Source organism: Nocardioides sp. DN36 (assembly GCF_055380375.1).
Window position 1 is genome coordinate 1026799 of the sequence record NZ_AP043823.1, and the last position, 12952, is coordinate 1039750.

Here is a 12952-nt window from a genome sequence, read left to right on the forward strand (position 1 = left end):
CGGCCCCCTGCGGCGTCTCAGCGACCGGCGAGGTCGAACGCTGCCTGGACCAGGGCGAGGTGGCTGAACGCCTGGGGGAAGTTGCCGACCATTCGGCCGTTGCGGGCGTCGTACTCCTCCGAGAGCAGGCCGACGTCGTTCACCAGGCCGACCAACCGCTCGAGCAACCGCTCGGCGTCCTCGCGGCGACCCGCGGCGGCGTACGCCGAGACCAGCCAGAACGAGCAGGCCAGGAAGGGGTGCTCGTCGCCGCCGAGCCCGTCGACACCGGTCTCGGTGCGATACCTCAGCACCAGGCCGTCCCTGATCAGGTCCGCCTCGACGGCCGCGATCGTGCCCAGCATGCGCGGGTCGTCCCCGTCGATGAACCCGGCCTGGGGGAGCACCAGCAGCGAGGCGTCGACCTCCGTGGTGTCGTAGTGCTGGGTGAAGGTGTTGCGCTCGGCGTCGAAGCCCTTCTCCAGCACCTCCTCACGCACGGCGTCGCGGAGCTTGCGCCAGGTCTCGACGTCGCCGGGCAGGTCGTACTCCTCCACCGCCCGGACCGCACGGTCGAAGGCCGCCCAGACCATCACCCGGGAGTGCGTGAACCGGCGGGGCTCGCCGCGGATCTCCCAGAGGCCGTGGTCGGGCCGGTCCCAGGAACGGGCGAGCTCGTCGACGAGCGTGCGCTGCAGGGACCAGGAGTTCTCGTCGAAGGCCCCGAACGCGTGGCGCGTGTGCTCGAGGGCGATCATCACCTCGCCGAGCACGTCGGACTGGCGCTGCCCGACGGCGCCGTTGCCGATCCGCACCGGCCGCGAGCCGGCGTACCCGGGCAGGTGGTCGAGGCTGTGCTCGGGCAGCCGCCGGGCGCCGTCGACGGCGTACATGATCTGCAGGTCCTCGGGGTCGCCCGCGACCGTGCGCAGCAGCCAGGCGCGCCACAGCCGCGCCTCCTCGGTGTAGCCGGCCCGGATCAGGGACGACAGCGTGAGGGCGGCGTCGCGCAGCCAGCAGTAGCGGTAGTCCCAGTTGCGCTCGCCGCCGAAGTCCTCGGGCAGCGACGTCGTGGGCGCGGCGACGATGCCGCCGGTGGCCTCGTGGGTGAGCAGGCGCAGCGTCTGCAGCGACCGGCGTACGACGTCGGGGTGCGGCACGTCGGCCGGGCACCGCTCGGCCCACGCCTCGTCGGCGTCGATGGTCGCGCTGATCCGGTCGGTGAGGTCGCCGAGGTCCTCGAGGTCGATGTGGGAGGGCACCCAGGTGGTCGAGAAGAGCAGCTCGTCACCCTCGGTCACGTCGAACACGTCGTTGTGGCGGTGGTCGGTCGCGACCGGCAGCCGCGGCCCGCGCAGGATCAGCTTGTCGGGCCCCCCGATCGCGGTGATGACCTTCTCGCCGCAGACGGTCTCGCGGCGCACCCACGGCCGGACCTCGCCGTAGTCCAGGCGGACCAGCCACTCGTGGCTCATCGTGACGGTGCCGCGCACACCCCGGACGCGGCGTACGACGTCGGCGCGGCTGTCGCCGCGGGGCATCAGGTCGACCAGCTCGACCACCCCCGTGTCGGTGGTGAACGTCGTCTGCAGCACGCCGGAGTTGCCGAGGTAGCGGCGCTCGGACTCGTAGTCACCCTCGGGGCACAGCTGCCAGTGGCCGTGCTCCTCGGTGCCGAGCAGGGCCGCCAGGCAGGCGGGGGAGTCGAAGCGGGGCAGGCACAGCCAGTCGATGGAGCCGTTGCGCCCCACCAGGGCGGCCGTCCGCAGGTCGCCGATGAGCGCGTAGTCCTCGATGGGCAGGGCCATGAGGGGACCCTAGCGAGCGGTCCCAGGGAGCAGCAGGACGAAGTGCGCGCCGGGCTCGCCGTCCTGCTCGGCCAGGACCAGTCGACCGCCGGCCCGTTCGGCGAGGCTGCGCGCGATCGCGAGCCCCAGCCCACTGCCGCCCGCCTGCCGCGACCGCGCCCGGTCCCCGCTGTGGAACCTCTCGAAGATCCGCTCCCGGTCGTCGGCGGGGACGCCGGGCCCGTCGTCGAGCACGTCAAGCCGTCCGTGGCCGTCCTCGGCGGCCACGCGCAGCTCGATCCTCGACCGCGCGTGCGCCGCGGCGTTGTCGAGGAGGTTGCGCACGATCCGCTGTGCCTCGCCCCGGTTGGCCAGGACGGGTGCGGCGGACACCCGGCTGGTGTCGACGGCCAGGTCGCGGCCGCTGCGGGTACGGGCGGCCTCCTCGAGCACGACGTCCTCCAGGTCCAGGGGCGCGGCCCGGGCGGCCGGGGCGCCCGCGTCCACCGCGGCCAGCACGAGGAGGTCGCCGACGAGCCGTTCCATCTCTGTCGTGGAGGCCAGCACGCCGGTGCCGAGCATGGTGACGTCCGTGGAGCCCGGTCGTTCGAGGGCGACCTCGACCTGGGCGCGCTGGGCCGCCAGCGGGCTCTGCAGGTCGTGGGACACGTCGGCGACGAGGTCGCGCTGGCGTCGCGCGGAGGCCTCGAGCCGCGCCAGCATCCGGTTCATCGTGGCCGCCAGCCGCCCCACCTCGTCGTCGACACCGGTGTCGGGCACCCGCCGGTCCAGCCGGTCCTCGTCGATGGCGTCCACCTCGCGGCGGATCCGGTCCACCCGGGCCAGTGCTCGTCCGATGACCAGCCACGTGCCGAGGGCGATCAGGAGCAGGAGCACGGGTACGCCGACCAGCAGCGACCGGCGCAGCGCGGTCGAGGCCTCGCGGACCGACTCCAGGCTGGTGCCCAGGTAGACGGTGACCTCGCCGTCGGTCCCGGGTCCGGTGCCCGCCCACAGCCGGTAGGTCTCGGTCTCGGCGTCGTCCGGCGCGTCCACGGTCCGCACCGCCAGCCCCGGTCCCGGGTCGAAGTCGGCGATGGGCGGCGCGCCCCGGATGTTCGGGGAGGCCGCCAGCACCCGGCCGTCGGCGGAGACCACCTGTCCGACACCCTCGTCGTCGAGGTTGGTCAGGGTCGCGGGCAGGTCCCCGGCCGCCGCCAGCTGGAGCAGGTCGTGGATCCGGGACCGGGCGAGCTCGTCGGCGCCGCTGCGCAGGTGAGCCTGGAGGGTGAGCACCAGGGCGAACGAGGCGGCGACCAGGGTCAGCCCGGTGAGCGCGGTGGCCAGCAGGGTGGTGCGGGTGCGCAGGGTGAGGCGGCGCACCTCAGCCACCGTCCGGGTCGAGCCGGTAGCCGACCAGGCGGACCGTCTGGAGGCTCGCGCGGCCGAACGGCTCGTCGATGCGCTGGCGGAGCTGACGGACGTAGACCTCGACGATGTTGGGGTCCCCGTCGAAGGAGAAGTCCCAGACATGGCCGAGGATCGTCGCCTTCGAGACGACCTCACCCGCGCGTCGCAGCAGGAACTCCAGCATCGAGAACTGGCGCGGCGTCAGCGCCACGGGGGTCTCGCCGCGCCACACGCGGTGGCCGGCAGGGTCCAGCCGGAGGTCGCCGGCGGTCAGAACGGTCGGGCGCTCGTGCCGGCCGCGCCGGGTGAGTGCCCGCAGCCGCGCCACCAGGACCATGAACGAGAACGGCTTGGCCAGGAAGTCGTCGGCGCCGGCGTCGAGAGCCCGGGACTCCTGCTCGGGCCCGGCCCGTGCCGTGAGCATCAGGATCGGGGTCCAGTCCCCGGCCTCGCGGCGCCGGGCGCACAGCTCGTCCCCGCGCAGGCCCGGCACCATCACGTCGAGCACCATCGCGTCGTACTCGTTCTCCTGGGCCAGCCACTCGCCGTCGGTCCCGTCCAGGGCCACGTCGACGGCGTACCCCTCGCCCTCGAGGCCGCGCCGCAGCGCGGTCGCCAGTTGCTTGTCGTCCTCGACCACCAGGAGTCGCATGGTCCCAATGTCGCACCGCTCGGCTGAGCGCCCGCTGAAGCCGCGCTGAATCGCCCGGGCTGGGGACGTGGCTTCAGGACGGCTTCAGCAGGCGCAGGGCAGGGTGAGAGGGTCGACAACGGCAGGATGAAAGGGGATCTCTGATGAGGAAGCGTGTGTGGGCGATCGGGGCCGGGCTGGCCACCGCCGCCGTGGCGACCGCCGGCGGCGTTGCCGTCGCCGGCAACGGTGACGACGGGGCCGCCAGCCACCGATACACCCGGGAGCAGGCGGACGCAGCCACCAAGGCCGCGCTTGAGGCCACTGGCGGCGGCACCGCCAACAGCGTCGAGACCGATTCGGAGAACGGCGCGACGTACGAGGTCGAGGTGACCAAGCCGAACGGCGACACCGTCGACGTGCGGCTCGACGAGGGCTACCGGGTCGTCGTGATCGAGGGCGACGGCGAGGGCTGAGCGCCGCGGGCGGGCGTCTAGCATCCCGGGCATGACCGATCTCGACACCCGGGTCCACCTGCTGCTGCGCGCCGCCGGTCACACCATCGCCACCGCCGAGTCGCTGACCGGTGGCCGGCTCGCGGTCCACTTCACCGACGTCCCCGGGGCCTCGGAGACCTACCTGGGCGGCGTGGTCACCTACGCCACCGAGGTCAAGGCCTCGGTGCTCGACGTCCCCGGCGAGCTGATCGAGCAGCACGGCGTGGTGTCGCGGGAGTGCGCGCAGGCGATGGCCACCGGCGTCCGGGCGCTGACCGGATCGTCGTTCGGGGTGAGCACCACCGGGGTCGCCGGGCCGACCGAGCAGGAGGGCAAGGCCCCCGGCACCGTCTTCGTCGGCATCTCCGGGCCCGGCCTGCTCGAGGTCGTCGAGCTGCACCTCGACGGCGGCCGCGAGCAGGTCCAGGAGCAGACCTGCACCCAGGCGCTCGAGGCACTTGCCGCGATCCTGGTGAAGGAAGAAACGCCTCTCGGGTAGCGTTGCACCAGCAGTTCGGCCCGCTCGGAGGAAAGGAGAGGCGCATGGTGCTGTTCCGTCGGCTTCTCGGCGACGTGCTCCGCGACCGTCGCATCCAGCGCGGCATGACCCTGCGCGAGGTCTCCGCCGAGGCCCGGGTCAGCCTGGGCTACATCTCCGAGATCGAGCGCGGCCAGAAGGAAGCCTCCTCCGAGCTGCTCGCCTCGCTGTGCCTGGCCCTGGAGGCGCCGCTCTCCGACGTGCTGCGCGAGGTCTCCGACGCCGTCGCCCTCGAGGAGGCGGCCGCCGCGGCCACCCCGATCTCGGTCAGCGCCCGCTCGCGGGCCGGCGAGGTCGTGGCCTCCGCCGCCTGACCGGCCGTCTCAGCCGCTCGGCTCGGTGCCGGGCTGGCACGACGGGCACCAGTACGTCGCGCGCTCACGCCCCGGCGGACCCGTCATCTCGACCCGGACCGGAGTGCCGCATCGTCGGCAGGGGCTCTTGTCGCGCCGGTAGACCCACATCCGCTCCCGCTCCCGCAGGTCACCGGTGGTCGACTGCACCGGGCGCTCCTTGTTGAGCTCGAGCATCTGCTTCGCGCGGCGCACCAGGCGGGGCAGGGAGGGCACGTCCCCGACGGGCGTGCGTGGGTGCACGCCGCTGGTGAAGCACAGCTCGGCCATGTACATGTTGCCGATCCCGGCCAGCCGCGACTGGTCCAGCAGGGCCTCGTTGAGCGGGCGGGTCGGGTCCTCGAGCAGCCGACGCAACGCCTCGTCCTCGTCCCAGTCGGGTCCGAGCAGGTCGGGCCCGAGGTGGCCGACCGCGTCGTCCTCCCGGTCGCGCGGCAGCAGCTCGACGATGCCGAGGGAGAACCCGACCGCCTCCGCCCGCTCGGTCGCGAGGACCACGCGCGCCTGGTGGGCCGGCCGACGCCACCGGCCACCGGGCTCGTAGACGCGCCAGGCGCCCTCCATCTTCAGGTGGGTGTGCAGCGTCCAGGCCTGGTCGGCGCCGTCGACGCGGGTCAGCAGGTGCTTGCCGCGCGAGACGGTCTCGCGGACGGTGGCCCCGGCCAGGTCGGCGGTCGCCAGCTGGGGCACCCGGAAGTCGGTGCGCACCAGGACCTGGCCCGACAGCCGCCGGTCCAGCAGCCGGGCCGCCCGGAAGACGGTGTCGCCCTCAGGCACTGCTGCTCACCCGCAGCCGCAGGCCCTTGGGGGTGGACACGAAGCCGGCCGACTGGAGTGCTTCCCGCAGCGGCGTGGAGCCCGAGCCGAGCAGCTGCTCGCCGTCGGCCTTCTCGACCGTCATCCGGCCCAGCGACCCGCGGCGGGCGGCCTCGGCCAGGGCGGCCGTCGCGGGTGCCAGCAGGTCGAGGTCGTCGGACCAGGTCAGCAGGGTGCGACCGCCGCGCTCGACGTACAGCACCAGCTCGCCGTCGACCAGCACCACCAGTGCCCCGGCCTTGCGGCCCGGACGGTGGCCGGACTTCTCGTTGCCGGACCTCTCGCTGCCGGACCCGGTCGGACCGGGCCACGGAAGGGCCGCTCCGAACGGGTTGGCCGGGTCGGTCGCGGCGAGCGCCACCGCGGTCGGCTTGGCATCGTCGGGCACCTCGGAGAAGGTGCGCAGCCGGTCGACGGCGCCCGCCGTCCCGAACTGGGCCGCGCCGAGGCCGCTGACGAAGTAGCCGCGGCGGCAGCGGCCGGTCTCCTCGAAGGCCGAGAGCACCTTGTAGACCGCGGCGAAGCCGCCGGGCACGCGCTCGCTGACCACGGCCCCCCGGATCACCACGCCGTGCCGGTCCAGCAGGCGCTCGGCGGTGGCATGGGCCCGGCGGGTGGGGTCGGTGTCGATCTCGGGCAGCAGGGCCCACCGGCCGGCTGTCTCCGGCGGCCCGCTGCGCGCCGGCATCCGGCCCCGGCCGCCGGTCGTGGAGGACATCCGCACGCGCGGCGGTGGCCGGCGGCTCCGGTGGCTGGGCGTGCCGGACCGGGTGAGTGCCCGGAGCGGGGTCAGCGTGTCGTTGCTGATCCGGCCCGCCCACACCAGGTCCCACAGGGCGGTCGACAGCGCAGCGTCGTTCGTGGAGCCGACGCTCTCGGCAAGCTGGCGGAAGAACCACGCACCGCCGGGCGCGAGCGCGGCCAGGACCGCCTCGTGCAGCCCCCCTTCGGTCCCTGAGGAGGCGAGGGACGAGCCGTCCCGAAGGGCGAAGGGCTGCGGGTCGGGCAACGTCAGCGGCGCCTGGTCCGCGAGGTGCAGGGAGACCCATCCGTCCGCGCCCGGCAGCGCCGCGTGGCCCGCCCAGACGACCTCGCCGGAGGCGGTCAGCTCGTCGAGGTACGACGGCTCGTAGTCGCGCACGCGCGCGGACAGGACCAGCGGCTCGAGCGCCGAGGCGGGCACCGGGCAACCGGCCAGCTGGTCGATGGCCGAGAGCACGCCGTCGACACCGCGCAACCCGCCGCGACCGCCCGAGGCGGGCGCGATGTGCTGCCAGGCGCTGAGGAACCGGCTCAGGGCCGCGGGCTCGACCGGCTCGACCTCCTTGCGGAGCCGGGCCAGGGAGCGGCGGCGCAACCGGCGCAGCACCTCGGCGTCGCACCACTCCGACCCCGACCCGGCCGGGCGGAACTCGCCGTCGAGGACCCGACCCTGGGCGGCGAGCCGCTGGAGGGTGTGGCGGACGACGGCGCCACCCAGCCCGAGGCGAGCGGCCACCTGCTCGGTGGTGAACGGTCCGTGGGTGCGGGCGAAGCGGGCGACCAGGTCGGCCAGCGGGTCCTCGACCGGCTCGGCGAACGCGTCGGGGGTGCCGGGCGGGACCGGGACGCCGAGGCCGTCCCGCAGCCGGCCGATGTCCTCGACGGCGCTCCAGCGCTCCTCGCCGCCCATCCGGACCACCGTGGCCCGCCGGGCGTCGGCCAGGCTCGTCAGCCAGCCCTGGGCGTCGGCCCCGTCCACGGACCTCTCGGCCACCTCGCCGGTGGTCAGCGGCCCGAGCACCCGCAGCAGGTCGGCGACCCCCTCGGCGTCGCGTGCCTTCCGGTCGGGGACCAGGCGCTGCAGCTCGGCCTCGACCTCCGCGAGGACCTCGGGGTCGAGCAGCTCGCGCAGCTCGGCGCGTCCGAGGAGCTCGGCGAGCAGCCCCTGGTCGAGCGACAGGGCCGCGGCGCGCCGCTCCGCGATCGGGGAGTCGCCCTCGTACATGAACTGGGCGACGTACCCGAACAGCAGGCTCCGGGCGAACGGCGAGGGTGCCTGGGTGGCCACGTCGACGACCTGGAGCTCGCGTCGGTCGACGCGCTGCATCAGCGCGACGAGGGCGGGCAGGTCGTAGACGTCCTGCAGGCACTCGCGGACCGCCTCGAGGACGATCGGGAAGGAGGGGTACTTCGCGGCGACCTCCAGCAGGGCCGCGGAGCGCTGGCGCTGCTGCCACAGCGGGGAGCGACGTCCGGGGTCGCGGCGGGGGAGGAGCAGCGCGCGGGCGGCGCACTCGCGGAACCGGGCCGCGAACAGGGCCGAGCCACCGACCTCCTGGGTGACGAGGTCCTCGATCTCGCCGGCCTCGAAGACCACCACGTCGCCGCCCGGCGGCTCCGCGTCGGTGTCGGGGATGCGGATCACGATGCCGTCGTCGGAGGCGACCGCCTGGCCGTCCACGCCGTACCGCTCGCGCAACCGGGCGTTGATCGCCAGCGCCCACGGGGCGTGGACGGGGGTGCCGAAGGGGGAGTGGAGCACCAGGCGCCAGTCGCCGAGCTCGTCGCGGAACCGCTCCACCAGCAGGGTGCGGTCGCTGGGCAGGGCGTTGGTGGCCTCGAGCTGCTCGTGGAGGTAGGTGACGAGGTTGCCGGCGGCCCACTCGTCGAGCCCGCCCTCGCGGGCCCGCTCCGCAGCCCGGTCACGGGGGAGCGAGCCGAGCTCGCGGGTGAAGGACCCGATCGCCTCGCCCAGCTCGGCCGGGCGGCCCAGGGCGTCGCCCTTCCAGAACGGCAGCCGGCCGGGGATCCCGGGCGCGGGGGTCACCAGCACCCGGTCGTGGGTGATGTCCTCGATCCGCCAGCTGGTGGCGCCGAGCGCGAAGATGTCGCCGACCCGGGACTCGTAGACCATCTCCTCGTCGAGCTCGCCGACCCGCCGGCCCGGCCCCTCGCCCCCGACCAGGAAGACGCCGAAGAGGCCGCGGTCGGGGATGGTGCCGCCGCTGGTCACCGCCAGCCGCTGCGCTCCCGGGCGGCCGGTGAGGGAGCCGGTGACCCGGTCCCAGACGATCCTCGGCCGCAGCTCGGCGAACTCGTCGGAGGGGTAGCGCCCGCTGAGCAGGTCGAGGGTGGCGTCATACGCCGATCGCGGCAGTGCCGTGAACGGGGCGCTCCTCTTGACCAGCTCGAAGAGGTCGTCGACCTGCCAGGCCTCGAGCGCCGTGGCCGCGACGACCTGCTGGGCGAGGACGTCGAGCGGATTGGCGGGCACCCGGAGCGACTCGATGGCGCCGGTGCGCATCCGCTCCACCGCGACCGCGGTCTGGGCCAGGTCGCCGCGGTGCTTGGGGAACAGCACGCCCCGGGAGACCTCGCCGACCTGGTGGCCGGCACGGCCCACCCGCTGCAACGCACTGGCGACGCTCGGGGGTGACTCGATCTGCACCACGAGGTCGACCGCGCCCATGTCGATGCCGAGCTCGAGGCTGCTGGTCGCCACGACGCAGGGCAGCCGGCCGCGCTTGAGGTCGTCCTCGATGACCGCACGCTGCTCCTTCGAGACCGAGCCGTGGTGGGCCTTGGCGATCACGACGGCGGCCGAGTCGTCCGTCGAGCTCGTCGAGACCCCCGACTGGGCCATCACCTGGGCGGGTGGGCCTCCGACGGTCTCGAGCTGGGCGCCCGCGCGCTCGCTGGCGATCTCGTTGAGCCTCGCGGTCAGGCGCTCGGCCAGCCGGCGCGAGTTGGCGAAGACGATCGTGGAGCGGTGGGCCTCTACCAGGTCGACGACCCGCTCCTCCACATGCGGCCAGATCGACTGGGCGCGCTGGGGGTCCTCGGAGTCCTCGTCGTAGTCGCCCGGGGCGGTCATGTCCTCGACCGGCACCACGACCTTGAGGTCCCACTCCTTCTGCGAGGCCGGCGCGACGATCTCCACCGGGGCCGAGCCGCCGAGGAAGCGCGCCACCTCCTCCAGCGGGCGCACGGTCGCACTCAGCCCGATGCGCTGCGCGGGGCGGGGGAGCAGGGCGTCGAGGCGCTCGAGCGAGACCGCCAGGTGGGCGCCACGCTTGGAGCCGGCCACGGCGTGCACCTCGTCGACGATCACCGTCTCCACCCCACGCAGCGACTCGCGCGCCTGGGAGGTCAGCATCAGGAACAGCGACTCGGGAGTGGTGATGAGGATGTCCGGCGGAGCGCTGGTCAGCCGTCGCCGGTCGGCCGCGGACGTGTCGCCGGAGCGCAGGCCGACGGTGACGTCGGGCACCGGGGTGCCGAGCCGGTCGGCGGTGTGGCGGATGCCGGTCAGCGGCGCACGCAGGTTGCGCTCCACGTCGACCGCGAGCGCCTTGAGGGGGGAGACGTAGAGGACCCGGCAGCGGTGTGCCTTGTCCTCCGGGGGCGGCGTGGTGAGCAGCCGGTCGAGGGACCACAGGAACGCCGACAGCGTCTTGCCCGAGCCGGTCGGGGCGACCACGAGGGCGTGCCGGCCGGCGCCGATCGCCTCCCAGGCCCCGGCCTGGGCGGGGGTGGGCGCGGCGAACGCGGCACCGAACCAGGTGCGGGTCGGCTCGCTGAACCGGTCGAGTACGTCGCTCACGCGACCATCCTTGCCGATGCCACCGACAGTCCGTCCCGGTCGGGGCTCTCCCGGCGGTGGCCGGGCTGCTCCTGTGGCTGTTGCTCGGTGCGTGTGTGGTGAGCCGGCCGGCGCCGCTCCGCGCGCCGTCGCTTGCTTCGCTGCGGCGCCGCACACTGCCGCTTCGGGCTGAGCTCCGCCGGCGGCGCCTCCGCTCGCTTTCACGCTCCTCGCGCGCGGGGCGCCGCCGACCGACTCACCGGCCCGACACCCGTGTCCTTCGCCCGTTCTCTGCTGATGGGTGTTGCTGATTCCTGACCGGGCTCGATGCTCGGTCAGACCCCATGTTTCGGCTCGGTGCCACGGCGGGGTGCCGAATGGTCACAGACTGCACCGGATCGCGCCGAACTGATGCGGTTGGGGACCAATCCGCACAGGTCGTGACGGGGGATCGGTCCGGGGCCGGCGCCGAGCCCCGGGTGGAGGGCCGGTGCCTCGGCGGGGTGCCGAATGGTCACAGACTGCACCGGTCCGCGCCGAACTGATGCGGTTGGGGACCAATCCGCACAGGTCGTGACGGGGGAGTGGTCTGGCGCCGGCGCCGAGCCCCGGGTGGAGGGCCGGTGCCTCGGCGGGGTGCCGAATGGTCACAGACTGCACCGGATCGCGCCGAACTGATGCGGTTGGGGACCAATCCGCACGTGTTGTTGGCCGGGAGTCGGGGCGGGGACCGACGTCGGCCCCCAGGTGATCGGCCGGTCATCGGGAGGGTGCCGATTGGTCACGGACTGCACCGATCCGCGTCGTTCTGATGCGGTTGGGGACCAATCCGCACAGGTCGTGGCGCGGGAGTGGTCTGGGGCCGGCGCCGAGCCCCGGGTGCAGGGCCGGTGCCTCGGCGGGGTGTCGAATGGTCACAGACTGCACCGGATCGCGCCGAACTGATGCGGTTGGGGACCAATCCGCACACGTCGTGGCGGGGGACCGGTCCGGGGCCGGCGCCGAGCCCCGGGTGCAGGGCCGGTGCCTCGGCGGGGTGTCGAATGGTCACAGACTGCACCGGATCGCGTCGTTCTGATGCGGTTGGGGACCAATCCGCACACGTCGTGGCGGGGGACCGGTCCGGGGCCGGCGCCGAGCCCCGGGTGGAGGGCCGGTGCCTCGGCAGGGTGCCAAATGGTCACAGACTGCACCGGATCGCGCCGTTCTGATGCGGTTGGGGACCAATCCGCACACGTCGTGACGTGGGACCGGTCCGGGGCCGGCGCCGAGCCCTAGCTGCAGGGCCGGTCATCGGGAGGGTGCCGATTGGTCACTGACTGCACCGGTCCGCGCCGTTCTGATGCGGTTGGGGACCAATCCGCAGGTCCCGAAGCCCGGGAGCCGGCGCCGAGCGAAGCCCACCTCGCCCGTCGCCAGCCAGGACCGCAGCCGAGAGCAGCCGAGAGTCGGGAGCGGACCGTGGATCGCAGGCGGCCTACCGCACCCGAGCCGGACACCCGCCTACGCCCCGATCGTCACCCGCAGGCTCCAGAACTTCCCGAACAGCTGGTCCTTCGCGCTCCCGGTGGACGTCCGGTTGCCGACGGTCGGCTTCCCGGTCGGCGTGATCGCGCCGACGTCGAACGTCGTCGAGGTGGTCACCGAGTCCACGGTCACGCCCAGGGTCGCGCCGCTGCGCCAGCAGCTGAACGTGTGCTGCGCGCCGCCGTCGTTCAACGTCGCGTGGTCGGAGGTCAGCTTCAGGCGGCCGGCGGTGCCGTTGAAGATGCACTGCGGCACGCCCTTCTGGCTGAGCTGCAGCTTGATCTGGGGAGCGTTGTACAGGCCGAACTGAGCCACGTTGGGTGTCGACCTCGCGTTCAGCTTGTCCATGCTCATCACGGCGGTCCAGGTGAAGTCCTGGGTGCCGGGGGCCGGGAACGAGTCGCCGGTCCAGGTGGCGAGGGACGGTGCCTTGGTGAACTTCACCGCGGGTGCGCCGGCCGCGGTCACGGGGGAGCCACCCTGGATGGTGAACGGGGGCTCGCCGCCGGTGCCGACCAGCCGATGGGTGATCGGGTCGTAGCTCCACGTGGACTGCTGGCCGACCGTGGCAACGGCGGACGGCGCGGCAACGGCGGGCGACTCGGCGACGACGGGCGACACCGCGACGACGGCGGGCAGCGACAGGAGAGCGGCCGCGGCGAGAGGCAGCCGCACTCGGGCTGGGGTGAGACGTGCACGCACGGGTCGAGCTTCTTCGGTCCGGTGATTCCTGGCAGACGCCCCCGTCCGATCGAGACTAGCGAGGCGACGGGTCGGCTACCAGACCGGTCCAACCCGGCGGCATCATCCGCAGCGGACGGGATGGCGCCCGAAGAACGACGTCGGACCA

The 12952-nt window shown here is 73.8% G+C and carries 9 protein-coding genes; 3 read left to right on the forward strand and 6 right to left on the reverse strand.

What is annotated here, in order from left to right:
• Positions 1-17: 17 nt before the first annotated feature.
• From ACZ43H_RS05880 to ACZ43H_RS05890, 3 genes are read right to left on the reverse strand one after another with little or no spacing between them, the layout of a single operon-like run.
• Complete coding sequence (locus ACZ43H_RS05880; protein WP_464588514.1) at positions 18-1787, reverse strand: glycoside hydrolase family 15 protein; 1770 nt, start codon at positions 1785-1787, stop codon at positions 18-20.
• Positions 1788-1796: 9 nt separating this feature from the next.
• Positions 1797-3149, reverse strand: a complete 1353-nt coding sequence (locus ACZ43H_RS05885; protein WP_464588515.1) for a sensor histidine kinase — start codon at positions 3147-3149, stop codon at positions 1797-1799.
• A 1-nt stretch (position 3150) separates the two neighbouring features.
• Positions 3151-3828, reverse strand: coding sequence for a response regulator transcription factor (locus ACZ43H_RS05890; protein WP_464588517.1), 678 nt, complete (start codon positions 3826-3828; stop codon positions 3151-3153).
• Between the two features lie 143 nt (positions 3829-3971).
• Between ACZ43H_RS05890 and ACZ43H_RS05895 the strand changes: the two genes are divergently transcribed.
• From ACZ43H_RS05895 to ACZ43H_RS05905, 3 genes are read left to right on the forward strand one after another with little or no spacing between them, the layout of a single operon-like run.
• The gene (locus ACZ43H_RS05895) at positions 3972-4283 is read left to right on the forward strand and encodes a PepSY domain-containing protein (protein ID WP_464588519.1); all 312 of its coding nucleotides are present in this window, start codon (positions 3972-3974) and stop codon (positions 4281-4283) included.
• A gap of 31 nt (positions 4284-4314) precedes the next feature.
• A complete protein-coding gene (locus ACZ43H_RS05900) occupies positions 4315-4803 on the forward strand; it encodes a CinA family protein (RefSeq protein WP_464588520.1) in 489 nt (162 codons plus the stop codon).
• A gap of 44 nt (positions 4804-4847) precedes the next feature.
• Positions 4848-5156 (forward strand): helix-turn-helix domain-containing protein, encoded by a 309-nt coding sequence (locus tag ACZ43H_RS05905; protein WP_379183146.1) that lies wholly within the window; start codon positions 4848-4850, stop codon positions 5154-5156.
• Between the two features lie 9 nt (positions 5157-5165).
• Here the strand turns inward: ACZ43H_RS05905 and ACZ43H_RS05910 are convergent, their stop codons facing one another.
• The 3 genes from ACZ43H_RS05910 to ACZ43H_RS05920 all read right to left on the reverse strand — a co-directional run bounded on the left by ACZ43H_RS05910 (position 5166) and on the right by ACZ43H_RS05920 (position 12804).
• Positions 5166-5972, reverse strand: a complete 807-nt coding sequence (locus ACZ43H_RS05910) for a DNA-formamidopyrimidine glycosylase family protein (RefSeq protein WP_464588521.1) — start codon at positions 5970-5972, stop codon at positions 5166-5168.
• The gene (locus ACZ43H_RS05915) at positions 5965-10596 is read right to left on the reverse strand and encodes an ATP-dependent helicase (RefSeq protein ID WP_464588523.1); all 4632 of its coding nucleotides are present in this window, start codon (positions 10594-10596) and stop codon (positions 5965-5967) included. The genes ACZ43H_RS05910 and ACZ43H_RS05915 overlap by 8 nt, the downstream gene beginning before the upstream one ends.
• 1482 nt (positions 10597-12078) lie before the next feature.
• Positions 12079-12804 (reverse strand): hypothetical protein, encoded by a 726-nt coding sequence (locus ACZ43H_RS05920; RefSeq protein WP_464588525.1) that lies wholly within the window; start codon positions 12802-12804, stop codon positions 12079-12081.
• Positions 12805-12952: the final 148 nt, after the last annotated feature.

Coding starts and splice junctions, on each gene's coding strand:
- ACZ43H_RS05880 (WP_464588514.1), bottom strand. CDS start 1,787: ATGGCCCTGCCCATCGAGGACTACGCGCTCATCGGCGACCTGCGGACG.
- ACZ43H_RS05890 (WP_464588517.1), bottom strand. CDS start 3,828: ATGCGACTCCTGGTGGTCGAGGACGACAAGCAACTGGCGACCGCGCTG.
- ACZ43H_RS05895 (WP_464588519.1), top strand. CDS start 3,972: ATGAGGAAGCGTGTGTGGGCGATCGGGGCCGGGCTGGCCACCGCCGCC.
- ACZ43H_RS05900 (WP_464588520.1), top strand. CDS start 4,315: ATGACCGATCTCGACACCCGGGTCCACCTGCTGCTGCGCGCCGCCGGT.
- ACZ43H_RS05905 (WP_379183146.1), top strand. CDS start 4,848: ATGGTGCTGTTCCGTCGGCTTCTCGGCGACGTGCTCCGCGACCGTCGC.